We start from the raw sequence: 23,581 nt of genomic DNA, 5'->3' as shown, positions 1-23,581 counted from the left end.
CATGAGCGACGCGAAAATCTTCATCAGCGCCAACGACCTGCTCGCCGATTCGTGGCGGCTCGGCAAGCAGGTGCTCGACAGCGGCTTCCGGCCGACGCACCTTGTCGGCATCTGGCGCGGCGGCGCGCCGGTCGGCATAGCGGTGCAGGAACTGCTCGATTACCACGGCCAGCATTGCGACCATATCGCGATCCGCACCTCATCCTATCACGGCATCGACCGCCAGTATCCCGAGGTGAAGGTGTTCGCGCTGGGCTATCTGATCGACACGCTGGGGCCCGACGACCGGCTGCTGATCATCGACGATGTGTTCGACAGCGGCCGCAGCATCCGCGCCTTCATCAGCGAGCTCAAGGCGCGCTGCCGCCACAATATGCCCCGCGACATCCGCATCGCGACGGTCTGGTTCAAGCCCGGCCGCAACGTCACCGACCTCCGCCCCGACTTTTTCGTCCACGAAACCGACCACTGGCTGATCTTCCCGCACGAGATCGACGGGCTGACCGAGGACGAAATCCGCCGCCACAAGCCCGAAGCGGCGATCATCCTGGGTGGGGAGGCCGCGCCGCATGGCTGACGGCTTCGCCTCTGCGGCCGAGCGCGCCGCCTTTATCGCGGGCTTGCCCAAGGCCGAGCTTCACCTCCACATCGAAGGTTCGCTCGAGCCCGAACTGATGTTCGAGCTGGCGCAGCGCAACGGGGTCGCGATTCCCTTCTCCAGCGTTGAAGAGGTCCGCGCCGCCTATGCCTTTTCGAACCTCCAGGATTTCCTCGACATCTATTATCAGGGGATGGGCGTCCTCCACACCGAGCGGGATTTCTACGACCTGACCGCCGCCTATCTGGCGCGCGCCGACGCCGACAATGTCCGCCATGTCGAAATCTTTTTCGATCCGCAGGGCCACACGGCACGCGGGGTCGCCTTCGCCACCGTCATCGGCGGCATCACCCGCGCGCTGAGCGACGCCGAGGCGCACCATGGCACCACGTCGCGGCTGATCATGTGCTTCCTCCGCCATCTCAGCGAAGCCGATGCCGAGGCGACGCTCGACGCGGCGCTGCCCTTCCTCGACCGCATCGCCGGGGTCGGGCTCGACAGCTCCGAGGTCGGCCACCCGCCCGCCAAGTTCGAGCGCGTGTTCGCGCGGGCGCGCGGCCTCGGGCTGAAATGCGTCGCGCACGCCGGCGAGGAGGGGCCGCCCGCCTATGTCCACGAGGCGCTCGATCTGCTGCACGTCGACCGCATCGACCATGGCAACCGCAGCCTCGAGGATCCGGCGCTCGTCCGCCGCCTCGCGGCCGAGGGGATCACCCTCACCGTCTGCCCGCTGTCGAACCTGAAGCTCTGCGTCGTCGGCGACATCGCCGACCATCCGCTCAAGACCATGCTCGACGCCGGGCTTCGCGTCACGATCAACTCGGACGATCCCAGCTATTTCGGTGGATATGTGAATGCCAATTACCGCGCCGTCGCCGACGCGCTCGACCTGTCGAAGGCCGACCTGCTGACCCTCGCGCGCAACAGCTTTACCGGCGCTTTCCTTGGCGACGCCGACACGGCGCGCCACCTCGCCGCGATCGACGCCTGCGCCTGATCGCGGCGCGGCGCGTCACGCGTCGATCAGCACCCCGTGATAGGCGCGGTCTTCGAACGCCATCCCCGCCCCCATCGCAACGCAAATCAGCGCATCGTCGGCGACGCGCACCGCCAGCCCCGTCGCGCGCGCGATCGCGATGTCCATCCGCCCGAGTAGCGAGCCACCGCCGGTCATCGTGATGCCTTCGTCGATGATGTCGGCCGACAGTTCGGGCGGCGTCTGTTCCAGGGCGGCGCGCACCGCGGCGACGATCTGCCCGACGGGTTCGGCGAGCGCTTCGGCGATCTCGGCCTCCGACACGCGCACCTCGGCGGGTCGGCCGTTGACCAGGTCGCGGCCCTTGACGCTCATCACCTGCCCCTCGCCCTCGGGCGCCACCGCACAGCCGATCGCCAGCTTCACGCGTTCGGCGGTCATTTCGCCGATCATCAGATTATGCTTGCGGCGGATATAGGAGGAAATCATCTCGTCCATCTTGTCGCCGCCGACGCGCACCGAGGTGCTGTAGGCGACCCCGCCGAGCGACAGGATCGCCACCTCGGTCGTGCCCCCGCCGATGTCGACGACCATCGCCCCGGTCGGCTGGGTCACGTGGAGCCCGGCGCCGATCGCAGCCGCCAGCGACTCCTCGATCAACCGCACCGACACCGCGCCGGCGTTCGAGGCGGCATCGCGGATCGCGCGGCGTTCGACCATCGTCGATCCCGACGGCACGCAGATGACGACGTTGCTGCGCTGGCGCAACCGGCTCGGCCCGCCGAGCGCCTTGTCCATGAAATGCTTGAGCATCTGTTCGGCGACGTCGATGTCGGCGATCACCCCGTCGCGCAGCGGCCGGATCGCCTGGATATTCGCGGGGGTCTTGCCCATCATCGGCTTCGCTTCGTTACCGACCACCTTGACGCGGCGCACCCCGCCCAGCGTTTCGAGCGCGACGACCGACGGTTCGTTGAGCACGATGCCCCGGTCGCGCAGATATACCACCGTGTTCACGGTGCCGAGGTCGATGGCCATGTCGTGCGCGGCCGATGCAAAGCGACGAAAAAACTTCATAGGTGGCGAAAGCCCTTGGCAATGAGGGGAAGCGGACGGCGCGGGCGCGTTGACCGCGGGCCCCGTCCGCATGCTTTTCGCATGTTCCCGCCGCCGCGGGCCGTCAACCGGGCGAGGTGGCAGACCGTTGGTTTCTCAGGCCCGGCGGAGCCGATTGCGCCATTCCGCCCGCACAGCGCGGCGGATCGAGCCGATTGCCCTAGCGACCATGGCCGCGGGCGAGCGCGATTCCCGCCAGATTCTGCGCCCGGCCGATGTGGCGGACCCGCGGCATCGGCCCGGTTTCGGCCAGCGCGCGAAACGTCGCCAGGTGCCGCGCCGCCGCGCCGCGCGCCGGCACCGCGCCATTGGCCTGCGCCACCACCGTCGCGGCATCGCCGAGCAGCACGAAATCGGTAAGCTCGCGCGCCCGCGCCAGGCGCAGCGCGGCGATCAGCGCCAGCCATTCGGCTTCGAGGCTGTCGCCCTGCCCAGCATCACGGTCGATAACGGCGGCGCCGCCGGTCACGACCGCGGTTTCCATCGTTCCCGGATTGGGCCGGCAGCCGCCGTCGAAATAGATTTTGGTCCGCCGTGCTACCATCGCGCGGCCATAGCAGGCTAGAACGTCCCGCGCGCCGAAAAGGCGAAGACCGGGCCGATCAGCCGGTTGCGCTTCTCGACAAAATCGACCGGGCTGTCGCCGCGCACCCCGGCATAGACGGTGCGATTGCGTTTCGACCGCGCGTTGAAGATGTTCGACACCTGCGCGCGCAGCGTCATCCCCATGACATTCTTGTGCTCGGCATAGATGTTGCCGAAAATCGGCCCTTCCCACAATTTGTCGATCTGGTTACGCCGATAGCTCGGCTGGTAATGGGCGTAATTGCCGCCGGCGCCCCACGCCCAGTCGGTCGCCGGGATGTCGTGGCGGAAACTGAATTCGATCACGCTGTCGGTGAAGCCGCTCCACTGGCGCTTCTCGCCGGTGAACGGGTCGCGCAGCGTCGATTTCTGGAGCAGCACCCGCGTGTTGACCTTCACCCCCTTCAGCCCCGCGGGGTCGAGGTTGAAGGTCGAGGTCCAGTCGATCGCCCCCGCCTTCGCCCTGGCGATATTGCCGACCGCCTCGCCATTGCCGACCGGAATCACGTCGACCCGGTCCTCGACGTCGCGAAAGATCAGGATCAGTTTGGTCGATCCCCATGCGCCGAGCTTGCGGTTGGCCTCGAACTCGTAGCTCCAGTCCTGCTGCGGCCTCAGATCGTTGTTGACCTCGTTCTGGTTGTCGTCGTTGAGGAAAGCGCGGGCGAGAAAGTCGTAGAAGGACAATTGCAGCACCCGCCGGCGGATCTTCAGCGACGCATCGAAATCGGCCGACGGCGCCCACGCGAGCGTCAGCGAGCCCTTGGGCCGCAGGAAGCTGCGGCGCTGGCCGCCGGCGCCGGTCTGGACGATCGTCGAATGTTCGGCGCCGCCGACGAGCTGGAACGACAGGGTGCGCGACAGCTTGCGGCCGAAGCTGAGAAGCCCTTCGTAGCGATCCTCGCTGACCCCGCCGGTGCCGCCGGGGAACGGCAAATCGACGAAGCTGCCCGAAGGATCGAGCACCGCGATCGAGGCGACGTTGCCCAGCGTATTGAACGCCGCCTCGCCCGACAATTGCCAATCGCCGCCCAGCATCTTCCATTGATATTCGCCGCGCCCGATCGTCTCGCCCAGGTCGCCGACCTGCGCGAAGCGGTCGCCGACCGCGGGCGAACCGTCTGCCGGACGCACGACGACCTCTTGCGAATAGGGCTCGTGGCTGAAGCGGCGGAGCCCGATCAGCTTCAGTTTCCCCGGCCCCACGCCGAACTGGTAGTCGCCGCCGATTTCGTAATTCCAGCTGTCGGCGCGTTCGCGTACGGTGCGCAGCCGGTCGGGCTGTCCGGCCGATGTGCGGACGCCGACCTCGTCATACCGATCATATTTGCGCTGGTAATGGCCGCCGAGGTTGGCGACCGTGTCGCCCGCCGGGTCCCAGGTCACCCGCCCCGACAGCTTCGGCGTGTCATAATGGGTGTTCCACACATCGTCCCGCCGCTCGATGACATTGCCGGCGCCGTCATAGATGATCGTCGGCCCGCCGGCGCCGCTGCGCGCCGATTCGTCGTTGCTGAGCGCAGCCTCATATTCGATCGTGCCGCTGCGCCCACGCACCGATATGTCGCCGCGGGTCAGCAGCGGGTCGGTGTGGTGGGCGCGAAATTCGGGCTTCCACGAAAATTGCCCCGACAGGCTGTCGGCGCGATAGACGATATTGGCGACCTGCCCCGACAGACCCGGAATGTCGAGGCTCGCGCCGTCGACGATCTCGATCCGTTCGACATTGCCGGCGGGGATGCGCGACAATTGGGTGTACATGTCGTCACCCTTGTTCGACGGCCGCTCGCCGTTGAACAGCACATTGCCCGTCGCCTGCCCCAGCCCGCGCAAAGTCTCGTTGTCGCGGATCTGGAACCCCGGCACCTGGCGCAGCATGTCATAGGCGTTGTTCGGCGCGTAACGCGCGAAATCGGCGGGCGCATAGACCTGCCGCGCCGGGCCGGCGGCGGCGGACACCTCGACCGCGGCCGGGGGCGGCGTGTCGCCGGTCGGCGGCGCCTCCTGCGCCGCGAGCGCCGGGCTCGCCAGTGCGGCGGCCAGCGCCCCCAGAGCCGTCATTCGCATCATTTTGCTCCCTTTGCGGCGCGATTCATCTGCCGCGCATAGTCGGGCGAGACCCCCAGCGCTTTCATGCCCAGCACCTCGTCGGCATCCAGCTTCGTGTATCCCGCCGCGGCCAGCCCGCGGACATAGGCGCCGTCGACGCCGAGCGCCTTGCACGCGATCGCGTCGTCGATATCGGTCAGCACGAGCCGCGAGGCCTTGAGATCGCGGACATAGGCGCCGGTCAGGTCGAGTGCCGCCGCGGCGATCAGGTCGTCGGCCTCGTCGGGGCGCACCCCGGCGTCGATCAACCCGTCGGCCAGCGCGACCGTCGCATCGACCATCAGCATCGACAGCTGGTCGGCGTCGCTGCGCAGCGGCAACCCGCGATCGGCGAGCGCGCGCGCGAACCCCGCGTCGGGTGCGAAGCTGCACCGACCCTCGCCATCGTAGGCGCGCGCCACGTCGCCGCTGCAAGCGAGCATCCCGGCGGCGTGGCGCACCGTGAAGCGTACCGGGCCTGCCTGGCCGAGCGCGCCCCGCGCTGCCGCAAATTCGGGGCGCTTGCCCGCGATGTCGGCGCCCAGCGACAGGTCGCTGGTCGACGTCTTGTGGGTCAGGCGCAGGGTCGGCTGCCCGCGCTCGCCGGCGACCGGCTCGGCGTGCCAGCGGATATCCTGCATCGCCGGCGCGTCGGTGGTGGCGGGTTGCACCGGCCCGGCGCAGGCCAGCGCGGTCGGCAACAGCAGGCTCGAGGCAACGATAGCGGCTTTCATGGCAGCACTCCTCCCTTGCGTGCGCCGGACGAGCACCATCGCTCGCCGTCCGCACGGCAATTCAAAACATCACTTCGATCAACGGAAGTCGGGGTTGGACGAACGTCCGAACGTCAGTCCGCGGGCGGTGCCGGGGGCGCCGGGGGCTCGGCCATCTCGATCCGCGCCACCCGGCCGTCGGCGCTGCGCGCTTCCAGCGAGCCATCGGCATCGACGCGCACCGACGCCCCGCCGGGTTTTTCGACGCGGTATGCGGGCGGCCGCCCGCGCCGCGGTGCCATCCCGATCGCGCGCGCCTCGACCGCGTCGTCGGTGGTTTCGATCGCTTGCCCGGCGCGCCGCATCTCGCGCACGAAGGCGGCGTCGATGCCCAGCGCCCGCATGCCGGTCAGCTCGTCGAGGTCGACGGTGCGGAACAGCGATTTCATCTCACGCGCATAGGCGGGATCGACGCCGACCGACCGCGCCCCGATCAGGTCGCCAACATCGGCATCGGGAAACACCCCGCGCATCGCGGCGATATAGCCGGCATCGACCCCGGTCGCCTTCGCGGCGATGACATCGTCGATGTCGACCCGGCCGTCGCGGTCGCGCGCCGAACGGACATCCTCGGGGGTGGCACCGACCGCGCGCATCCCGATCAGCTGGTCGACCGTCACCGGCTCGGCTGCGGCGGCAGCCGGGCTCGCCGCCGCAGCCGCGGCGAGCGGCGCGCCGGCCGTCGGGGCGATGGCGGCGGCGACGGCCGGGACATCCGTCGCCGCCTTTTCGTCCGCGGTCGCCGAAAAGGCGGCGAGCGGCGCGGTGATCCCGGCGAGCAGGACCAGGCTCATCAGCGCCCAACTCGCGCTCGCAGGGCCGCGCTTCAGGCTGCCATCGAGGACGCGGGTGATCCGGCGCTTCAGGCTGTTCCGGCCCGGCGCGACGCCGTGCGCGGCGAGCAGCGTGCCCTGATTGTCGTGGCGCGCCGCGCCGACCAGCAAGGTCGCGTAATCGGGGCCGTCGATGTCGGCCATCAGCACCGCATCGTCGGCGGCTTCCTCGCGCAGCTGGTGGCTTTCGCGGGCGAGCATCCACACCAGCGGGTTGAACCAGAACAGCGCGCAGGCGAGCCGCGCCGCGAGCAGCTTGGCCCAGTCGAGCCGCGCGACATGCGCCAGTTCGTGCGCGATGATCGCCTCGGCCTCGCCGACCGCCAGCACCGCCTTCGGGCTCAGCACGATCGTCGGGCGCAGCACGCCCCAGCTGATCGGCGAGCGCAATTCGTCGCTGACCAGCAATGCGGTGCCGTGCTTGAACCCCATCCGCCGCTGCGCCTCGGCCAGCGCCGACAGCCACGACCCCTGGGTCAGCACGTCGGCGCGGCGGCGCATCGCGAACAAGCGCACCACCGCAACCGCCATCGCCGCGAACAGCAGCGCCAGCGGCAGCGCATAGACAAAGGGCAGCGCATCGGCGAGCGACGACAGCATCGGCGGCGACGATCCGCCGCTCGCGTCGGCCACCGCCATCGCCGTCGATCCGCCAAGACCGCCCGCCATCGTCGGATCGGCGGCGTCTGGGGCCGAACTGGCGGCCGGTACCGCAGCGGCGAACATGTCTGCGGGCAGCGGCGCCCATTGCGGCAGCAACAGCATCGCGGCGGGCAGCGCGAGCAGTGCGGCCAGCCCGACATGGGCTATCAAGGACCGCTCGCCCGCCGACCGGGCGCGAAAGACGCGCAGCAGCGCCAGCGTCAGCGCGGCGATCGCCGCCGATTTCCAGGCCAGGCCCAGCAGCATTGCAGTGGCGGTCATGGCTTCATCCTCCCGTCGCGCGCCTTGGCGATCAACATTTCCAGTTCGTCGAGTTCGGCGCCGCTCATCTCGCCCTGCATCCCCAGCAAGGCCGCTGCGGCGCTCGTCGGCGAACCGTTGAAAAAGACCCGCACGACCTGGCTCAGCGCCGATTTGCTCGCCGCCTTTTCGGGCACGCTCGGCGTATAGAGGAAGCCACGCTCCGACGCCTCGCGCGCCACGAAGCCCTTGGCCTCGAGCCGCTTCAGCATCGCGCGGATCGCCGATCCCGACACCGCATCGCTCAGCGCCTCGCCGATCTCGGTCACCGTCGCGGCGCCGCGCTCGTACAAAATATCGACAATCTCGCGTTCCCGCGGCGGCAAACTGGACAACATATCGACTCACCCTCATGCGCTACATTTGTAGCGTGCTACATTTGTAGCGCATGCTTGGCAAGGGGTTTTATTCGCCTAATACACATGCCGTTCGCCGCTTCGCCATTTCCCTGCGCCGCCGCCCGGCTTATGGGGAGCGTTCAACCCCGCTGGAGCGTCGCCGATGCCGATCATGGCTGCCCGCCATTACAACCAGGGACGCCTCGTCCGCGAGCTCGGCCCGGACGATGCGATCCCCGAGGATTGCGACGACAGCGATTTCTTCTGGCTCGGGCTTTACGAGCCGACCCCGCAGGAACTGGCGGGCATCGCGCGGCGCTTCGGGCTTCACCCGCTCGCGGTCGAGGATGCGCTGAAGGCCCGGCAGTTGCCGAAGGTCGAGGTGTATGGCGACCAGTTGTTCGTCATCGCCGCCACCGGCAATCTCGACGGCGATACGATCCAGTCGGGCGAGACCGCGATCTTCCTCGGCCGCCATTTCGTCGTCAGCGTCCGCCACGGGTCGGCGCGCGCGCACACCGAGGTCCGGGCGCGGCTCGAGACGCTGCCTGAAAAGCTCGCCCACGGTCCCGACTATGTCCTCTACGCGATCCTCGATTTCATCGTCGACGGCTATTTCCCGGTCGTCGACGCGATCGAGGACCGGCTGCTCGCGCTCGAGGAAAGCGTGATGGACACACCGCTCGACGCCGCCGAAATCCGCCACCTTTATGGTCAGCGGCACGAGATCATCCGCTTTCAGCGCATCGTCGGGTTGATGAAGGAAGTCGCGGGGCGGATCGTCCACGCCGCCGACTTCCCGTGGATCGACGACGCGGTGCGCCCCTATTTCCGCGACATATGGGACCATGTCCAGCGCGCCGAATTCCGCCTCACCGGCCTGCGCGACGTCACCGCGTCGGTGATCGAGACCAACGGCCTGCTCGAACAGCAGCGCCAGGGCGTCATCACCCGCCAGCTCGCCGCCTGGGCCGCGATCCTCGCGGTGCCGACCGCGATCGCCGGCATTTACGGCATGAATTTCGCCTTCATGCCCGAACTCGACTGGCAGCTGGGTTATCCCTTTGCCCTGACGCTGATCTTCGGCGGCTCGGCGCTCGTGTTCTGGCGCTTCAAGCATATCGGCTGGCTGTGAACCTTGCCGCCACGGCGCGCGTGGCATAAGCTAGGCGCCACCACCAACGGAGTCGCCAGGATCATGGATCGCAACTGAACGCAGCCTAACCCGCTTTGTTTTCAGGAAAGTCGCGACCCATGCCTTCGATCACCGTCTCTCATCTCAGCTGGTCCACGCCCGACGGCCGCGCCGTGCTGGCCGATCTCGACCTTCAGTTTCAGCGTGAACGCACCGGCATCGTCGGGCGCAACGGGGTCGGCAAATCGACGCTGCTGCGCCTGCTCGCCGGCGAGATCGCGCCCGCCGCAGGCCACATCGCGGTCGACGGCAGCGTCGCGATGCTGCGCCAGACGGTCCAGGTCGATCCGCTCGAGACGATCGCCGACCTGTTCGGGGTCCGCGCCGCGCTGGCTTTGCTAGCGCGGGCGGCGGCGGGCGATGCCTCCGCCGACGAGCTGGCCGACGCCGACTGGACGCTCGAGGCACGGATCGCCGAAGCGCTCGCCGGGGTCGCACTCGCCGCCGCCCCCGATACGGTGCTGGCGACGCTGTCGGGCGGACAGCGCACGCGCGCTGCACTCGCCGCTACGACCTTCGCTGCCCCCGATTTTCTGTTGCTCGACGAGCCGACAAACAACCTCGACCGCGACGGCCGCGCCGCGGTGCGCGACCTGCTGCGCAGCTGGCGCGGCGGCGCCATCATCGTCAGCCACGACCGCGAACTGCTCGAAGAGATGGACGCGATCGTCGAACTGACCGCGCGCGGCGCGGCGCGCTACGGCGGCGGCTGGAGCGACTATGCCGCGCGCAAGGCGGTCGAAGCGGCGGCCGCCGACGCCGACCTCGCCACCGCCGAAAAGCGCGCCGACCATGCCCGGCGTCAGGCGCAGGCGGCGAGCGAGAAACAGGATCGGCGCGATGCCGGCGGGCGCCGTCAGGCCGCGCGCGGCGGCGCGCCCAAGATATTGCTCGGGGCGCAAAAACGCCGCGCCGAGGAGAGCCGCGCCGCGGGCCATCGCCTCACCGTGCGCCAGCGCGGCGCCGCCGAGCAGGCGCTGGACGCTGCGCGCGGGCGGATTGAGGTCATCGACCCGCTCGCCGTCGCACTCCCCTCGACCGGGCTGCCCGCCTCGCGCACCGTACTGGTGCTGGACCGTGTGACCGCGGGCTATACCGAAGGCGTGCCCGTCGTCCGCGACGTTTCGCTCACCGTCACCGGCCCCGAACGCATCGCGGTCACCGGCCCCAACGGGTCGGGCAAGTCGACCCTGCTCGCGCTCGTCGCGGGGACGCTGACGCCCTGGTCCGGACAGGTGCGCGTCGCGGTGCCGTTTGCGCTGTTCGACCAGCGCGTGTCGCTGCTCGATCCCGCGCGGTCGATCGCCGACAATTTCCTCGCGCGCAATCCGGGAAGCAGCGACAACGCATGCCGCGCCGCGCTCGCGCGCTTCCGGTTTCGGGCCGAGGCCGCGGACCGCGTCGTCGGGACGCTGAGCGGCGGCCAGCTGCTGCGCGCCGGGCTCGCCTGCACCCTCGGCGCGCCGCAGCCGCCGCAGCTGCTGATCCTCGACGAACCCGGCAACCATCTCGACCTCGATTCGCTCACCGCGGTCGAATCGGGTCTCGCCGCCTATGACGGCGCGCTGCTGGTGGTCAGCCACGACCCCGCCTTCCTCGCCGCGATCGGCATCACGCGAACGCTTGCACTCGGTGCGGCCGATGGCGCCATGATCGAATAGGCGCCGGGCGGCGGCCAAAACAAAGGGGGCGAAAGCGCCCCCTTTGCCTCACGTAGCTGGTTCGCCTTATTCGGTCGGGAACCCGCGCTTTTCGAGCAGCGCCTTCACGTCGGGGTCGCGGCCGCGGAAGGCGCGATAAGCGTCGGCGCGATCGGTTTCGTTGCCCGTCATCAGCAACATGGTGCGGAACCGGTCGGCAACGGTGCGATCCCACGGGCCGCCGGCTTCGAGGAACGCCGCCCAGGTGTCGGCGTCCATCGTTTCCGACCACAGATAGCTGTAATAGCCCGCCGAATAGGCATCCGAACTGAACAGATGGCCGAACTGCGGCAGGCGGTGGCGCATGACGATTTCCTTCGGCATGCCGATTTCGGCCAGCGTCTCGCGCTCGAACTTGTCGACGTCGGTCGGCGGCACCTTGCGATCGTGCAGCTTCATGTCGACGATCGCGCTCGCCAGATATTCGACCGTGTCGAACCCCTGGTTGAACTTGTTCGACGCGAGGATCTTGTCGACCAGCGCCTGCGGCATCGGTTCGCCGGTCTGATAGTGGGTCGCATATTTCGACAGCACTTCGGGGGTCATCAGCCAGTTTTCGTTCACCTGGCTCGGATATTCGACGAAGTCGCGCGGCACCCCGGCAAGCGCCGGGTAATTCACCTGCTGGAGCAGGTAATGGATGCCGTGGCCGAATTCGTGGAACAGGGTCGATGCGTCGTCGATGCTGATCAGCGTCGGCTCGCCCTTGGCGGCTTCGGTGAAATTATTGTTGTTCGAGGCGAGCACGTTGCGCTCACCGCCCAGCGTCTGCTGGCTGCGATAGGTCGTCATCCACGCGCCCGAGCGTTTGCCGTCGCGCGCGAAATTGTCGAGGTAGAACACCCCGACATTCTCGTTCGTCTTGAGGTTGTAAACCTCGAAGGTCCGGACCTTCGGGTCGAACACCGGGATCTGGCCGGTGTTTTCGCGGAAACCCAGATCGTAGAGCTGCCCCGCCGACCAGAACATGCCGTCGACCAGCTTGTCGAGCTGGAGGTACGGCTTCACTTCGCTTTCATCGAGGTCGTATTTATCCTTGCGGACCTTCTCGGCATAATAGCGATAGTCCCACGGTTCGATGGTGAGCTTCGGCCCCTTGCCGGCCTTTGCGTCGGCGTCGGCGATCGCCTGCATGTCGGCGACCTCTTCCTTCACCCGCGCCACCGCGGCGGGCCACACCTTCATCATCAGCCCCATCGCATTGGCGGGGGTCTTCGCCATCGTGTCGGCCATGCGGTATTCGGCATGGTTCGCAAAGCCGAGCAGCTCGGCGCGCTGCTGGCGCAGTTTCAGGATTTCGGCAATCGTGGCATTGGTGTCGTTCGCATCGCCATTGTCGCCGCGGTTCACGAACGCCTTATAGACTTTTTCGCGCAAGCTCCGGTTGCTGGCGTTCTGCAGCACCGGCTGCGCCGACGAGCGGGTGTTCTTGATCGCCCACTGGCCGGGCTGGCCATTCGCCTCTGCCGCGGCGGCGAGCGAGGCCACGAAGCCGGCGTCGAGCCCGGCGAGTTCGGCCTTGTCGGTGACGAAGGTATAGAGTTTCTCGTCACCGAGCAGTTTCGACGAAAAGGCCGAGAACAGCCCCTCGAGCTTCGAGTTCATCGCGACCAGCGTCGACTTGTCGGCCGGCGACAGGTTGGCGCCGTCGCGCACCATCTCTTCATAGCTGCGCTCGACGATGCGGATCTGCTGCGCGTCGAGCCCGCTCGTCTTGCGCGCGTCATAGACCGCCTTGTACCGCGCGAAGAGCTTCGGATCGAGGAACAGCTCGGTGTAGAAGGTGGTGAGCTTGGGGCTCCATTCGGCATCGATCGCCTCGACCCGGTCGTTCGACTTGTTCGACGTCTGCACGCCCCACAGGGCGTAGAGCCGGTCCATCGTGTCGCCCGCCAGCATCATCGGGACGTGGGTGTTTTCGAACGTCGCAGGCGCCGGATTGTCGATCACCGCCTGCACCTCGGCCTTCACCGCGGCCATCGCCTTGGGAAAGGCGTCGGGGAACAGTTCGGGGTCGAGCTTGTCCCACGGCGGCACCCCTTCGAACGGGCCGGTCCATTCCGCCAGCATCGGGTTCTGGCCAGCCGGCGCGGCGGCGGGCGCCGACGTGTCGGCGGCGGTGGCGGGCGGCGCGGCTGCGGTCATCGGTCTATCCATGTTGGTGCAACCCGCGAGCATCGCGGTGGATGCGAGCAAAAGAGACAGGCGGCAGGCGAAAGGGTGCGCGGTGCGCGGCATCGATATATCTCCCTGAAGAAAAGGTTTCGGTCGAAACCATGTCTGGGGCCGTCTTAACCTTATGTGACGGCGGTGTGCAAGGTTGGGGGGCTGGGAAGCAGGCGCATCCTCCCCGTCGCACAGCGATGGGGAGGGGGACCGCTCGCGAAGCGAGGGGTGGAGGGGCCAACGACGTCGGCGCCTTGCCCCTCCGTCAGCCCTTCGGGCTGACACCTCCCCATGGCTTCGCCACAGGGAGGATCGGATCACCCTGCAAACAGCGGCTGCACCAGTCCCGGCACACCGACGCGAAACGCAAACACGCCGCCCGCGTGCGGCTGGCCCAAGCGCTCGTCGTCCAACAGATTCTTGCCCGCGCTGGTGACGAAGGCGGTCTGCATGTCGGCGCCGCCGAACGCGACCATCGTCGGACGCTGCACCGGCAGCTCGACGGTTTGCAGCAGTTCGCCCGCCGGCGACAGGCGCACGACGCGCCAGCCGTCCCACAGCGCCGACCAGTAACAGCCCTCGGCATCGACCGCGGCGCCGTCGGGGCGGCCATTGCCGAACGGAAACTGGTGGAAGGTGCGGCCGGCGCCGAGCGCGCCGGTCGCCGGATCGACATCATAGGCGCGAATCGCATGCGTTGGCGTGTCGGCGTGGTAAAAGGTCCGCCAGTCGGGGCTGAACGCCGCGCCGTTGCTGGTGGTGAGGCCGCCGAAGAGTTCGGTCAGCGACCCATCGGGGTCGAGGCGATAAAGCGTCGCGGCTGGGTGCGCCTTGTCGCTGGTCAGGCTGCCGACCCACAGCCGGCCGGCGGCATCGACGCAGCCGTCGTTGAACCGTTGTTCGGGCTTGTCGGCCAGCACCGCCGGGCCGAAGGGGCGCAGCGCTGCACCCCAGCCATCGATCAGCGCGCAGCTGTCCTCCATCGCGACCACCAGCCCGCCGCCAGCCCGCGGGGCGACGCAGCCGACCTGCTGGTCGAGCGTCATGACCTCGTCGCTCCCGGTCGCCGGATCGGTGCGGTGGATCGTCCGTCCCTCGATATCGACCCAGTACAGCCGCGCTTCGGATGCGCTCCAGCGCGGCGATTCGCCGAGCAAGGCGCCGGCGTCGAGGAGAAGTTGGACCATGGCGGCTGTCGTAGCGCGCCGCATTGCCGCTGCCCAGCGGCTGCAAACCTATTCGTCGAATGGATATGCCACCGCGAACTTCCCTGCCGTAGCGTCTTTCCACTTGACGTGCACGTAAACGTAAGGTCTCTTGGCGTGCGAAAAGATGCGGCCGACTCCCCGCCTGCGTTCGGCTGCCGCAAGGGAAAGGAAGACCATGTCGCTCGATAACCTCTCGCGCTCCGCCTATACCGACGACCATGAGGCGTTCCGCGCGACGGTGCGCCAGTTCCTCGAAAAGGAGGTCGCCCCCAACGCCCAGCAATGGGCCGAGGACAAGATCGTCCCCAAATCGATCTGGCCCAAGGCGGGCGAGCTTGGCATGCTGTGCCCGACGGTGCCCGAGGAATATGGCGGGCTGGGCCTCGACTTCGGCTATAATGCGATCGTCGACGAAGAAAGCGCCTATTACGGCCGCGCCACCACCGGCTTTTCGCTCCAGTCGGACATCGTCACTAACTATATCGTTAAATATGGCAGCGAAGAGCAGAAGAAGCACTGGCTACCCAAGATGGTCGCGGGCGAAGTGATCACCGCGATCGCGATGACCGAACCCGGCACCGGCAGCGATCTGCAGGGGATGCGCACGACCGCGAAGAAGGACGGCAATCATTATGTCATCAATGGGTCGAAGACGTACATCACCAACGGCCAGAACGCCGACCTGATCCTCGTCTGCGTCAAGACCGACACCGAAGTGCAACCGGCATGGAAGGGCGTGTCGATCGTCCTCGTCGAGGCCGACCGCGAGGGGTATGAGCGCGGCCGCAACCTCGACAAGATCGGGCAGGACGAGGCCGATACGTCGGAAATGTTCTTCAACGACGTCCGCGTCCCGATCACCAACTGCCTCGGCGAAGAGGGCAAGGGTTTCATCTATCTGATGAGCGAACTGCCGCAGGAACGGCTGTCGATCGCGGTGTCGGCGCAAGCGTCGGCGCAGCGCGCCTTCGACGACACGGTCGAGTTCACGCGCGAGCGCAAAGCCTTCGGCAAACCGATCCTCGATTTCCAGAACACGCGCTTCGTGCTCGCCGACCTCAAGACCAAGCTGCAGGTCGGCTGGGCGCATCTCGACTGGGCGCTGGCGCGGCACCTAAAAAAGGAGCTGACCCCCGAGGAGGGCGCCGCGGCGAAGCTGTGGCACACCGACTTGCAGTGGGAGGTGATGGACAAGTGCCTTCAGCTCCACGGCGGCGCGGGTTATATGAACGAATATCCGATCGCCCGCGCCTGGCGCGCCGCGCGCGTGACGCGTATCTTCGGTGGCACGAACGAGATCATGAAGGAACTGATCGGGCGGAAGCTTTAGTAAACCAACCCCTCCCCTTCAGGGGAGGGGCAGTGAGACTTGGTCCGGCTTTTGCCGGGCCTCTAGTCGAGCGGGGTGGGGTCTATCGGCCTTGCGCTACGCCGACAGACCCCACCCCAACCCCTCCCCTGAAGGGGAGGGGCTTTAGTAAGAAAGGACTATCCCCATGGCCCATGCCTATATCGTCGACGCCGTCCGCACCGCCGGCGGCAAGCGCGGCGGTAAGCTCGCCGGCATCCACCCCGTCGACCTCGGCGCCGCGGTTTTCGACGCGATCGCCGACCGCAATGATTTCGACACCTCGAAAATCGACGACGTCATCACGGGCTGCGTGTCGCAGGGTGGGCAGCAGACGATGGACCTCGGCCGCAACGCCGTTCTCGCCTCGAACCTGCCCGACTCGATCCCCGCGGTGACGATCGACCGCCAGTGCGGATCGTCGCAACAGGCGATGATGTTCGCGGCGCAGGCGGTGATGTCGGGGACGCAGGACATCGTGCTGGCCAGCGGCATCGAAAGCATGACGCGCGTCCCGATGGGCAGCGTCGCGACGCTGTTCATCAAGGAAGGCCTCGGCCACTACAAGTCCGAGCGGCTCGAGGAAAAATATCCGGGCATCATGTTCAGCCAGTTCATGGGCGCCGAGATGATCGTCAAGAAGCATGGCTTCACCAAGGACGACCTCGACGCCTATGCCTTCGAAAGCCATCGCCGCGCGAAAGCGGCGACCGAGGCGGGCCGGTTCGAGCGCGAGATCGTCGGGCTCGAGATCGACACCCCCGAGGGACGCGCGACGCACCGGGTCGACGAAGGCATCCGCTTCGACGCGACGCTGGAAGGCATCGCCGGCGTGAAATTGCTGCAGGAAGGCGGCACCATCACCGCCGCCTCGTCGAGCCAGATCTGCGACGGCGCCAGCGCGGCGCTGATCGTGTCCGAACAGGCGCTGAAGGATCACGGCCTGACCCCGCGCGCGCGCATCCACCATGTCTCGGTGACTGCGGGCGACCCGGTGATCATGCTTGAAGAACCTTTGTTCGCGACCGAAAAGGCGCTGAAGCGCGCGGGGATGAAGATCGGCGACATCGATGCCTATGAGGTCAACGAGGCGTTTGCACCGGTGCCGCTGGCGTGGCTCAAATATCTCGGTGCCGATCATGCGCGGCTCAACGTTCACGGCGGCGCGATCGCGCTCGGCCACCCGCTCGGTGCCAGCGGCACCAAGCTGATGGCGACCTTGCTCGGCGTGCTCGACGCGACCGGCGGGAAGTACGGGCTGCAGACGATGTGCGAAGGCGGCGGCCAGGCCAACGTCACGATCATCGAACGGCTTTGATCTATCCAAACCCCTCCCCTTCAGGGGAGGGGCAGCGAGACTTGCCAGCTTGCTGGCTAGTCGCAGCGGGGTGGGGTCCAGCGGCCTTGCTCTACGCCGCGAAACCCCAACCCAACCTCTCCCCTGAAGGGGAGGGGCTTTAAGCAGGAGAAGCATCAATGAAACTCGATTCCACCGTTTCCGCCGTCGTCACCGGCGGCGCTTCGGGCCTCGGCGCCGCGACCGCGCGTCTGCTCGCATCCAAGGGCGTCAAGGTCGCGATCTTTGACCTGCAGGAAGAAAAGGGCACCGCGCTCGCGGCCGAACTCGGCGGCGTGTTCTGCGAATGCAATGTCACCGACGACGCATCGGTCGACGCCGCTTTCGCGAAATCGCGCGAAGCGATCGGCCAAGAGCGCATCCTCGTCAATTGCGCCGGCACCGGCAATGCGATCAAAACCGCCAGCCGCAGCAAGGAAGACGGCAGCATCAAGCATTTCCCGCTCGATGCGTTCAACTGGATCATCCAGATCAACCTCGTCGGCACCTTCCGCTGCATCGCCAAGTCGGCGGCGGGTATGATGACGCTCGATCCCACCGAAGACGGCGACCGCGGCGCGATCGTCAACACCGCGTCGGTCGCGGCCGAGGACGGCCAGATCGGTCAGGCCGCTTATTCGGCGTCGAAGGGCGGCGTCGTCGGCATGACCCTGCCGATCGCGCGCGATCTGGGCAACGAGAATATCCGCGTGAACACGATCTTGCCGGGCATCTTCGACACCCCGCTGCTCGCGGGCGCGCCGCAGAACGTCCGCGACGCGCTGGGTGCCTCGGTGCTCAACCCGAAGCGGCTCGGCAACCCCGACGAATATGCCAATCTTGCCCTGTGCATGATCGAAAACGGCTATTTCAACGGCGAGGACGTCCGCCTCGACGGCGGCATTCGCATGGCCCCGCGCTGATGCCCAAACCGGAAAGCTGGCGGCTGAATGCCGCCAGCTACCCCGTCGTCGATCCATTCCAGACGCGGTTTCAGGACATGGACATCAACGGCCACCTCAACAATGTGGCCTTCGCCGCCCTGTTCGAAAGCGGTCGGGTGCTGATGAACCGGCGCATCCGCCCCTTCGACGATCGCCCCGCAAACGAGCGCACCATGGTCGCCGCGGTCGAGATCAACTACCTGGCCGAGGGCAATTTTCCCGACCCGGTGACGATCACCACCGGCATCGGCCGCCTCGGCACGTCGAGCTGGACGATCGTCCAGGCAATGTTCCAGAACGACCGCTGCATCGCGACCTGCGACACTGTGGTCGTGTGCCGCACCGACAATCAGGCGAAACCGCTGCGCGCCGAGATGGTCGCGGAGTTGGAGGCGAATCTGGTGACGCCGGTTTAAATTCCTTCCCCCTTGATGGGAGAAGGATACGCAGCCTTGCCGCGCAGCAGCTAGGCGAAGTTGGATGAGGGTGATGGTGCGTCCTTGAACCGTCGGCTCAGACGGAGAACCCACCCCCACCGCTGCGACTAAGCCAGCAAACTGCCAGTCTCGCTGCCTCCCCCATCAAGGGGGAGGGATCAATCGTCGATCGTCGTATCGGCGTCGGGGACCGAGCGGATCAAATCGCGGGCAAAGCCGATCAGCCCGATCTGGCGCCGCCGCTTCAGCCGCTCGGCGCGCAGGATCGCGATGACTTCGCCGTAGCAGCTTTCGACATCGTCGTTGATCAGCACATAGTCGTAGCCGTCCCAGTGGCTGATCTCGTTCGCCGCGCGGGCCATGCGCGCGGCGATCACTTCGTCGCTGTCGGTCTGGCGCGCGCGCAGCCGCCGTTCGAGTTCGTCCATCGTCGGCGGGAGAACAAAGACGCGCACGACGTCGGGTCCGGCCTCCTGATACAGCTGCTGCGCGCCCTGCCAGTCGATGTCGAACAGCACGTCCTTGCCCGCGTCGAGCAATTCATCGACCCGCGCCCGCGGGGTGCCGTAGCGGTGGCCGAAGACATGCGCCCATTCGAGGAATTCGCCGTCGGCGGCCATCTGCTTGAAGGTGTCGACGTCGACGAAATGATAATCCTTGCCGTCGACCTCGCCCGGCCGCGGCGGGCGCGTCGTTGCCGAAATCGACAGCGCGATGTCGCCGTCGGCGGCGAGCATCTTTTTCGAGATGGTGGTCTTTCCCGCGCCAGAGGGCGACGAGAGGACGAACAACACGCCGCGGCGGTCGAGGTGGACGCTTTCAGCCATGCGCGCTATTCGCCAAAGCCGGGCCATGGGTCAAGCGTCGTATATTGATCTGCCGCACCAGCCCGCTCCCCCACCCGGCCTCCCACAGGGTAAACTGGATTGGGAGGTCGGGTGGGGGAGCGGGCTGGTGCGGCGTTCCACGTCAGTGGAACATGAGGAAAGGAACAGGGCATGGCGGGAATTTCGCGCAAGGGATGGCTGGTCGCCGCGGCGTTGCTGGCGATCTTTACCACCATCCTGTTCGCGATGGGGCGCCCGCCGATCTGCCCCTGCGGGACGGTCAGCCTGTGGCACGGCGTGGTGCAGTCGGAGCAGAACAGCCAGCAAATATCGGACTGGTACAGTTTCAGCCATATCATCCACGGCTTCATCTTCTTCGGCCTCGGCCGCTGGCTGCTACCGCGCCAGCCCTTATGGATCCTGCTCGCGCTGGCGATCGGGGTCGAGGCGGCGTGGGAAATCCTCGAAAACTCCCCGATCATCATCGACCGCTACCGTGAGGTCACGATGGCTTATGGCTATTCGGGCGACTCGATCCTCAATTCGGTGAGCGACGCCGGGTTCATGATCCTGGGCTTCCTTGCCGCCATCCGGATGCGCTGGTGGGTGACGGTCGCGATCGCGATCGTCTTCGAACTGTTCACGCTGTGGACGATCCGCGACAATCTGACGCTGAATGTGCTGATGCTCGTGTCGCCGGTCGAGGCGATCAAGGAATGGCAGGCGACCGGCTAGTTTCCGACATTAACCCGCCGTCATTGCGAGCGAAGCGAAGCAATCCAGAGCGGTTTCACACTGGATTGCCGCGTCGCTTCGCTCCTCGCAATGACGATCGAAATTTAGTGAATCGCCGGACGCACCGCGTTGTCGTCGAGCGGGATCGCGGGCGGCAGGGCGTCGCCGATCGCCTGCCCGTCGGTCGGTTCGGGCGCGGTGCCGGCATAAGTATCGACCACGCCGGCGTCGGCAAGCGCCGGATCGGCAAGGTGCGCTGTTTCGGATGCCTTGCGCGCTTCGGCGCGTTCGGCCCATTTCTTGGTGAGATACCCCGCCGCACCCCAGGCAGCGAGCGCTGCATAGCGTTGCGGGAACAGGCGCCGCGCCGCGAACAGCGCGCCCGCGCCGATCACCGCGCCCGCGACCGGATGATTGCCTTTGCCGCGCCCGATGGCGCCGCCCAAAAGTCCACCAACGATCCTGCCAATCATGCCCATATCTCCTTCATTCCATCAATCCGCGGCAGGGGCTTTGGGTTCCGGCCCCAGCATGGTCGCGGGATCGACGAGCCGGTCGAAGGTCGCGGCATCGACATAGCCGAGCGTAAGCGCCGCCTCTTTCAATGTACCGCCGCTTTCATGCGCTTGCTTCGCGATCTTCGCCGCCTTGTCGTAACCGATCGCCGGCGCGAGCGCGGTGACGAGCATCAGCGAACGGTCGACCAGTTCGCCGATGCGCGCGCGATTGGGTTCGAGCCCCGCGACACACCGTTCGGCAAAACTCGCCATCCCGGTCGCCAGCAGGTCGATCGAGCGCAGGACATTTGCGCCGATCAGCGGCTTGAACACATTGAGCTCCAGATGCCCCTGCATCCCCCCGACCGTCACCGCCTGATGGTTGCCGATGACCTGCGCCGCGACCATCGTCAGCATTTCGCACTGGGTCGGATTGACCTTGCCGGGCATGATCGAGCTGCCCGGCTCGTTCGCGGGCAAATCGAGCTCGCCGAGCCCGGCGCGCGGCCCCGAGCCGAGCAGGCGGATGTCGCTCGCGATCTTGGTGAGCGCGACCGCGAGGGTGTTCAGCGTCCCCGACAGGTGAACGAGCGGGTCGTTCGACGCCAGCGCTTCGAACATATTTTCGGCGGGCAGGAACGGGTGACCGCAGATATCGCCGAGCGCGGCACAGAATTCGCCCGAAAAACCGGCCGGCGAATTGAGCCCCGTCCCGACCGCGGTGCCGCCCTGCGCGAGCCGGTTGGTGCCGTTGACGATGGCCGGCTCGATCCGCCGCCCCGCGCGATACAACTGGTTCGCATAGCCGGAAAATTCCTGACCGAGCGTCAGCGGCGTCGCATCCTGCAAATGGGTGCGGCCGATCTTGACGATGTCGGCCCAGGCCGCTGCCTTGGCGTCGAGCGCCTCGCGCAACTGCGTTAGCGCGGGAAACAGCCGCTTCGTCACGCTCAGCGAGCAGGCGATGTGCAGCGCGGTCGGAAAGCTGTCGTTCGAAGACTGGCTCATGTTGACATGGTCGTTGGGATGGACCGGCGCCTTGCCGCCGCGCGTTCCCGTCAGCCGTTCGTTGGCGATCCCCGCGATCACCTCGTTGACGTTCATGTTGGTCTGGGTGCCGCTGCCCGTCTGCCAGATCACGAGCGGGAACTGATCGTCAAATTTTCCGGCCGCGACATCCGCCGCCGCCGCCTCGATCGCGTCGGCGAGCGCGGGATCCAGCCCGTGGTTGCGGTTGACCCGCGCTGCGGCCTGTTTGACCAGCGCGAGGGCATGGACGATCTCGATAGGCATCGCCTCGCGCGCGCCGAACGGGAAATTTTCGATCGAACGCTGGGTCTGCGCGCCCCAATAGGCGTCCGCCGGCACCGCGATGTCGCCGATGCTGTCGCTTTCGATCCGCGGAGCGCTCATGCCGCGAGCATCCGGGTGACCAACACCGATCCGGCCCATATCATCGCGACGAGGCCGAAGAACTGCCAATAGCCGCCCTCGCCGATCCGGCGGCGCAGCCAGGCCGCGGCGAGCCAGACGAGGAGCAGTGCCGGGGTGAGCACGAGCAGGCTGAAGCGCAGCAGCCCGTCGGCGATCGCGCTGCGCAAACCGCCGCTTTCGAACAGCGCATAGCCGGTGATGCTCCACCAGAAGGCGGCCGTGAGCGCGACCATCCCGGCGAGCGCCCAATATTGCCAGAAGCGGCTGGGGGCCCAAGGCGGCGCCACGGCGTTATTTCCGCTTGCCGAAATCCACCGTCACGACGTTTGACCCGTCCTCGCTGATCACCTCGGGACGGTCGTTGTCGGCCTCGTCGTGCGGTTCGGGCAGGTTGGTTTCGTCGTCGCTGACCTGGAACTGCAGCCCGAAATCGACCGACGGGTCGACGAAGGCGGTGATCGCGGCGTAGGGGATCGTCAGGATCGACGGCGTCTGGTTGAACGACAGCCCGACGCTGAAATGATCGGCCTCGACCTTCAGGTCCCAGAAGCGGTTCTGGAGCACGATCGTCATTTCGTCGGGAAATTTGGCGATCAGGTGCGCGGGAATGTCGACCCCCACCGCCTGCGTCTTGAAGGTGATATAGAAATGATGCTCGCCAGGCAGACTGTCGTAGCCGACGATCTGGCTCAGCACGCGGCCGACCACGGCGCGCAGCGCGTCCTGCACGATTTCGTCATAGGGAATCAGGCTGTCGCGAACGTCATCGGTCATGGGGCAGGGGGATGAACGGGCGGCGCGCGCCGGTCAAGGGGGGTCGCGCACCGAGAGTCGCCTTGCAACGCGAAAATTAGCCTCTAAGGGGCATGTCATGCGAACCGCCACCGTCCAGCGCACGACCAAGGAAACGGATATCGCGATCGCCGTCAACCTCGACGGCACGGGCGATTATTCGGTGTCCACCGGCATCGGTTTCCTCGATCATATGGTCGAACAATTGTCGCGCCATTCCCTGATCGACATTTCGATGCAGGTGACGGGCGACCTGCACATCGACCAGCATCACACCGTCGAGGACAGCGCGCTCGCGCTCGGCGAGGCGGTACTGAAGGCGCTCGGCGACAAGCGCGGGATTGCGCGCTACGGCGAAGCGCATGCGCCGATGGACGAGACGTTGACGCGCTGCGTACTCGACATTTCGGGGCGCCCGCACTGCGTCTATAAATCGAGCTTCTCGCAGCCGCGGCTCGGCGAGATGGACACCGAGATGTTCCCGCACTGGTTTCACAGCTTCGCCCAGACCGCCGGGATCACGCTGCACATCGAGACGCTGTACGGCGAGAACAACCATCACATCGCCGAGAGCATGTACAAGGCGCTCGCGCGCGCGCTGCGCCAGGCGGTCGAGATCGACCCGCGCAAGGGCGATGCGATCCCGTCCACGAAGGGTGTGCTGTGACGATCGTCATCCCAGCGAAAGCTGG

At 66.8% G+C, this 23,581-nt stretch carries 23 protein-coding genes; 10 read left to right on the top strand and 13 right to left on the bottom strand.

Annotated features, from left to right (window positions below; genetic code table 11):
- Window position 1 precedes the first annotated feature (1 nt).
- Both HEQ22_RS17390 and HEQ22_RS17385 read left to right on the top strand, forming a co-directional pair.
- On the top strand, window positions 2–577 hold the full coding sequence (locus HEQ22_RS17390; RefSeq protein WP_432769083.1) for a phosphoribosyltransferase: 576 nt from the start codon (window positions 2–4) through the stop codon (window positions 575–577).
- Complete coding sequence (locus HEQ22_RS17385) at window positions 570–1,595, top strand: adenosine deaminase (RefSeq protein ID WP_432769082.1); 1,026 nt, start codon at window positions 570–572, stop codon at window positions 1,593–1,595. The genes HEQ22_RS17390 and HEQ22_RS17385 overlap by 8 nt, the downstream gene beginning before the upstream one ends.
- Before the next feature lie 15 nt (window positions 1,596–1,610).
- Here the strand turns inward: HEQ22_RS17385 and HEQ22_RS17380 are convergent, their stop codons facing one another.
- The 6 genes from HEQ22_RS17380 to HEQ22_RS17355 all read right to left on the bottom strand — a co-directional run bounded on the left by HEQ22_RS17380 (window position 1,611) and on the right by HEQ22_RS17355 (window position 8,270).
- Entirely contained in the window at window positions 1,611–2,651 is a 1,041-nt protein-coding gene (locus tag HEQ22_RS17380) for a rod shape-determining protein (RefSeq protein WP_432769081.1), read from the bottom strand.
- Between the two features lie 199 nt (window positions 2,652–2,850).
- Window positions 2,851–3,234, bottom strand: coding sequence for a reverse transcriptase-like protein (locus HEQ22_RS17375; RefSeq protein WP_432769080.1), 384 nt, complete (start codon window positions 3,232–3,234; stop codon window positions 2,851–2,853).
- 17 nt (window positions 3,235–3,251) lie between these two features.
- Complete coding sequence (locus HEQ22_RS17370; protein WP_432769079.1) at window positions 3,252–5,345, bottom strand: TonB-dependent receptor plug domain-containing protein; 2,094 nt, start codon at window positions 5,343–5,345, stop codon at window positions 3,252–3,254.
- The gene (locus HEQ22_RS17365) at window positions 5,342–6,097 is read right to left on the bottom strand and encodes a hypothetical protein (protein WP_432769078.1); all 756 of its coding nucleotides are present in this window, start codon (window positions 6,095–6,097) and stop codon (window positions 5,342–5,344) included. Before HEQ22_RS17365 ends, HEQ22_RS17370 begins: the two co-directional genes overlap by 4 nt.
- 113 nt (window positions 6,098–6,210) lie before the next feature.
- Window positions 6,211–7,893 (bottom strand): M56 family metallopeptidase, encoded by a 1,683-nt coding sequence (locus tag HEQ22_RS17360; protein ID WP_432769077.1) that lies wholly within the window; start codon window positions 7,891–7,893, stop codon window positions 6,211–6,213.
- The gene (locus HEQ22_RS17355) at window positions 7,890–8,270 is read right to left on the bottom strand and encodes a BlaI/MecI/CopY family transcriptional regulator (RefSeq protein WP_432769076.1); all 381 of its coding nucleotides are present in this window, start codon (window positions 8,268–8,270) and stop codon (window positions 7,890–7,892) included. Before HEQ22_RS17355 ends, HEQ22_RS17360 begins: the two co-directional genes overlap by 4 nt.
- A gap of 163 nt (window positions 8,271–8,433) precedes the next feature.
- Between HEQ22_RS17355 and HEQ22_RS17350 the strand changes: the two genes are divergently transcribed.
- Together HEQ22_RS17350 and HEQ22_RS17345 are read left to right on the top strand one after the other, a co-directional pair.
- The gene (locus tag HEQ22_RS17350; protein WP_432769075.1) at window positions 8,434–9,405 is read left to right on the top strand and encodes a magnesium and cobalt transport protein CorA; all 972 of its coding nucleotides are present in this window, start codon (window positions 8,434–8,436) and stop codon (window positions 9,403–9,405) included.
- Between the two features lie 119 nt (window positions 9,406–9,524).
- Window positions 9,525–11,126, top strand: a complete 1,602-nt coding sequence (locus tag HEQ22_RS17345; protein WP_432769074.1) for an ATP-binding cassette domain-containing protein — start codon at window positions 9,525–9,527, stop codon at window positions 11,124–11,126.
- Between the two features lie 66 nt (window positions 11,127–11,192).
- Here the strand turns inward: HEQ22_RS17345 and HEQ22_RS17340 are convergent, their stop codons facing one another.
- Both HEQ22_RS17340 and HEQ22_RS17335 read right to left on the bottom strand, forming a co-directional pair.
- Window positions 11,193–13,310 (bottom strand): M3 family metallopeptidase, encoded by a 2,118-nt coding sequence (locus HEQ22_RS17340; RefSeq protein WP_432769073.1) that lies wholly within the window; start codon window positions 13,308–13,310, stop codon window positions 11,193–11,195.
- Between the two features lie 338 nt (window positions 13,311–13,648).
- Window positions 13,649–14,518, bottom strand: coding sequence for an SMP-30/gluconolactonase/LRE family protein (locus tag HEQ22_RS17335; protein ID WP_432769072.1), 870 nt, complete (start codon window positions 14,516–14,518; stop codon window positions 13,649–13,651).
- 196 nt (window positions 14,519–14,714) lie between these two features.
- Here HEQ22_RS17335 and HEQ22_RS17330 point away from each other — a divergent pair, with 196 nt between their 5' ends.
- From HEQ22_RS17330 to HEQ22_RS17315, 4 genes are all read left to right on the top strand, one after another.
- Entirely contained in the window at window positions 14,715–15,869 is a 1,155-nt protein-coding gene (locus tag HEQ22_RS17330) for an acyl-CoA dehydrogenase family protein (RefSeq protein WP_432769071.1), read from the top strand.
- A gap of 166 nt (window positions 15,870–16,035) precedes the next feature.
- Window positions 16,036–17,205 (top strand): acetyl-CoA C-acetyltransferase, encoded by a 1,170-nt coding sequence (locus HEQ22_RS17325; protein WP_432769070.1) that lies wholly within the window; start codon window positions 16,036–16,038, stop codon window positions 17,203–17,205.
- A gap of 158 nt (window positions 17,206–17,363) precedes the next feature.
- A complete protein-coding gene (locus HEQ22_RS17320; protein ID WP_432769069.1) occupies window positions 17,364–18,146 on the top strand; it encodes an SDR family NAD(P)-dependent oxidoreductase in 783 nt (260 codons plus the stop codon).
- On the top strand, window positions 18,146–18,583 hold the full coding sequence (locus HEQ22_RS17315) for an acyl-CoA thioesterase (protein WP_432769068.1): 438 nt from the start codon (window positions 18,146–18,148) through the stop codon (window positions 18,581–18,583). The genes HEQ22_RS17320 and HEQ22_RS17315 overlap by 1 nt, the downstream gene beginning before the upstream one ends.
- 179 nt (window positions 18,584–18,762) lie before the next feature.
- Here HEQ22_RS17315 and gmk read toward each other — a convergent pair whose 3' ends face one another.
- Entirely contained in the window at window positions 18,763–19,431 is a 669-nt protein-coding gene (gene gmk, locus HEQ22_RS17310; RefSeq protein ID WP_432769067.1) for a guanylate kinase, read from the bottom strand.
- Window positions 19,432–19,602: 171 nt separating this feature from the next.
- On the opposite strand from gmk, the gene HEQ22_RS17305 reads away from it, so the two are divergent.
- The gene (locus tag HEQ22_RS17305; protein WP_432769066.1) at window positions 19,603–20,166 is read left to right on the top strand and encodes a DUF2585 domain-containing protein; all 564 of its coding nucleotides are present in this window, start codon (window positions 19,603–19,605) and stop codon (window positions 20,164–20,166) included.
- A 104-nt stretch (window positions 20,167–20,270) separates the two neighbouring features.
- On the opposite strand, the gene HEQ22_RS17300 is transcribed toward HEQ22_RS17305, so the two are convergent.
- From HEQ22_RS17300 to HEQ22_RS17285, 4 genes are read right to left on the bottom strand one after another with little or no spacing between them, the layout of a single operon-like run.
- Complete coding sequence (locus HEQ22_RS17300; RefSeq protein ID WP_432769065.1) at window positions 20,271–20,639, bottom strand: hypothetical protein; 369 nt, start codon at window positions 20,637–20,639, stop codon at window positions 20,271–20,273.
- Window positions 20,640–20,660: 21 nt separating this feature from the next.
- The gene (gene fumC, locus HEQ22_RS17295; protein ID WP_432769064.1) at window positions 20,661–22,076 is read right to left on the bottom strand and encodes a class II fumarate hydratase; all 1,416 of its coding nucleotides are present in this window, start codon (window positions 22,074–22,076) and stop codon (window positions 20,661–20,663) included.
- Window positions 22,073–22,384: a hypothetical protein gene (locus HEQ22_RS17290; RefSeq protein ID WP_432769063.1), complete on the bottom strand. Its 312-nt coding sequence runs from the start codon at window positions 22,382–22,384 to the stop codon at window positions 22,073–22,075. The genes fumC and HEQ22_RS17290 overlap by 4 nt, the downstream gene beginning before the upstream one ends.
- 4 nt (window positions 22,385–22,388) lie before the next feature.
- Window positions 22,389–22,871: an SspB family protein gene (locus tag HEQ22_RS17285; protein ID WP_432769062.1), complete on the bottom strand. Its 483-nt coding sequence runs from the start codon at window positions 22,869–22,871 to the stop codon at window positions 22,389–22,391.
- A 97-nt stretch (window positions 22,872–22,968) separates the two neighbouring features.
- Between HEQ22_RS17285 and hisB the strand changes: the two genes are divergently transcribed.
- Window positions 22,969–23,556 carry an imidazoleglycerol-phosphate dehydratase HisB gene (hisB, locus tag HEQ22_RS17280; protein ID WP_432769061.1) on the top strand — a complete coding sequence of 196 codons (588 nt, stop codon included), beginning with the start codon at window positions 22,969–22,971 and terminating at the stop codon, window positions 23,554–23,556.
- The last annotated feature ends 25 nt before the right edge of the window (window positions 23,557–23,581 follow it).

This window comes from Sphingopyxis sp., assembly GCF_050916055.1.
Classification (GTDB): domain Bacteria; phylum Pseudomonadota; class Alphaproteobacteria; order Sphingomonadales; family Sphingomonadaceae; genus Sphingopyxis.
Note: the sequence above shows the minus strand (reverse complement) of the source record. Positions and strands in the feature narration are given on the sequence as shown.

What these genes read in the sequence shown, in the direction of transcription:
- HEQ22_RS17285 (WP_432769062.1), bottom strand. Translation starts at nt 22,871, where the DNA reads ATGACCGATGACGTTCGCGACAGCCTGATTCCCTATGACGAAATCGTG.
- HEQ22_RS17355 (WP_432769076.1), bottom strand. Translation starts at nt 8,270, where the DNA reads ATGTTGTCCAGTTTGCCGCCGCGGGAACGCGAGATTGTCGATATTTTG.
- HEQ22_RS17325 (WP_432769070.1), top strand. Translation starts at nt 16,036, where the DNA reads ATGGCCCATGCCTATATCGTCGACGCCGTCCGCACCGCCGGCGGCAAG.
- HEQ22_RS17365 (WP_432769078.1), bottom strand. Translation starts at nt 6,097, where the DNA reads ATGAAAGCCGCTATCGTTGCCTCGAGCCTGCTGTTGCCGACCGCGCTG.
- HEQ22_RS17315 (WP_432769068.1), top strand. Translation starts at nt 18,146, where the DNA reads ATGCCCAAACCGGAAAGCTGGCGGCTGAATGCCGCCAGCTACCCCGTC.
- HEQ22_RS17350 (WP_432769075.1), top strand. Translation starts at nt 8,434, where the DNA reads ATGCCGATCATGGCTGCCCGCCATTACAACCAGGGACGCCTCGTCCGC.
- HEQ22_RS17360 (WP_432769077.1), bottom strand. Translation starts at nt 7,893, where the DNA reads ATGACCGCCACTGCAATGCTGCTGGGCCTGGCCTGGAAATCGGCGGCG.
- HEQ22_RS17370 (WP_432769079.1), bottom strand. Translation starts at nt 5,345, where the DNA reads ATGATGCGAATGACGGCTCTGGGGGCGCTGGCCGCCGCACTGGCGAGC.
- HEQ22_RS17300 (WP_432769065.1), bottom strand. Translation starts at nt 20,639, where the DNA reads ATGATTGGCAGGATCGTTGGTGGACTTTTGGGCGGCGCCATCGGGCGC.
- HEQ22_RS17330 (WP_432769071.1), top strand. Translation starts at nt 14,715, where the DNA reads ATGTCGCTCGATAACCTCTCGCGCTCCGCCTATACCGACGACCATGAG.
- HEQ22_RS17385 (WP_432769082.1), top strand. Translation starts at nt 570, where the DNA reads ATGGCTGACGGCTTCGCCTCTGCGGCCGAGCGCGCCGCCTTTATCGCG.
- gmk (WP_432769067.1), bottom strand. Translation starts at nt 19,431, where the DNA reads ATGGCTGAAAGCGTCCACCTCGACCGCCGCGGCGTGTTGTTCGTCCTC.
- HEQ22_RS17340 (WP_432769073.1), bottom strand. Translation starts at nt 13,310, where the DNA reads ATGACCGCAGCCGCGCCGCCCGCCACCGCCGCCGACACGTCGGCGCCC.
- fumC (WP_432769064.1), bottom strand. Translation starts at nt 22,076, where the DNA reads ATGAGCGCTCCGCGGATCGAAAGCGACAGCATCGGCGACATCGCGGTG.
- HEQ22_RS17335 (WP_432769072.1), bottom strand. Translation starts at nt 14,518, where the DNA reads ATGGTCCAACTTCTCCTCGACGCCGGCGCCTTGCTCGGCGAATCGCCG.
- HEQ22_RS17390 (WP_432769083.1), top strand. Translation starts at nt 2, where the DNA reads ATGAGCGACGCGAAAATCTTCATCAGCGCCAACGACCTGCTCGCCGAT.
- HEQ22_RS17380 (WP_432769081.1), bottom strand. Translation starts at nt 2,651, where the DNA reads ATGAAGTTTTTTCGTCGCTTTGCATCGGCCGCGCACGACATGGCCATC.
- HEQ22_RS17375 (WP_432769080.1), bottom strand. Translation starts at nt 3,234, where the DNA reads ATGGTAGCACGGCGGACCAAAATCTATTTCGACGGCGGCTGCCGGCCC.
- hisB (WP_432769061.1), top strand. Translation starts at nt 22,969, where the DNA reads ATGCGAACCGCCACCGTCCAGCGCACGACCAAGGAAACGGATATCGCG.
- HEQ22_RS17345 (WP_432769074.1), top strand. Translation starts at nt 9,525, where the DNA reads ATGCCTTCGATCACCGTCTCTCATCTCAGCTGGTCCACGCCCGACGGC.
- HEQ22_RS17320 (WP_432769069.1), top strand. Translation starts at nt 17,364, where the DNA reads ATGAAACTCGATTCCACCGTTTCCGCCGTCGTCACCGGCGGCGCTTCG.
- HEQ22_RS17305 (WP_432769066.1), top strand. Translation starts at nt 19,603, where the DNA reads ATGGCGGGAATTTCGCGCAAGGGATGGCTGGTCGCCGCGGCGTTGCTG.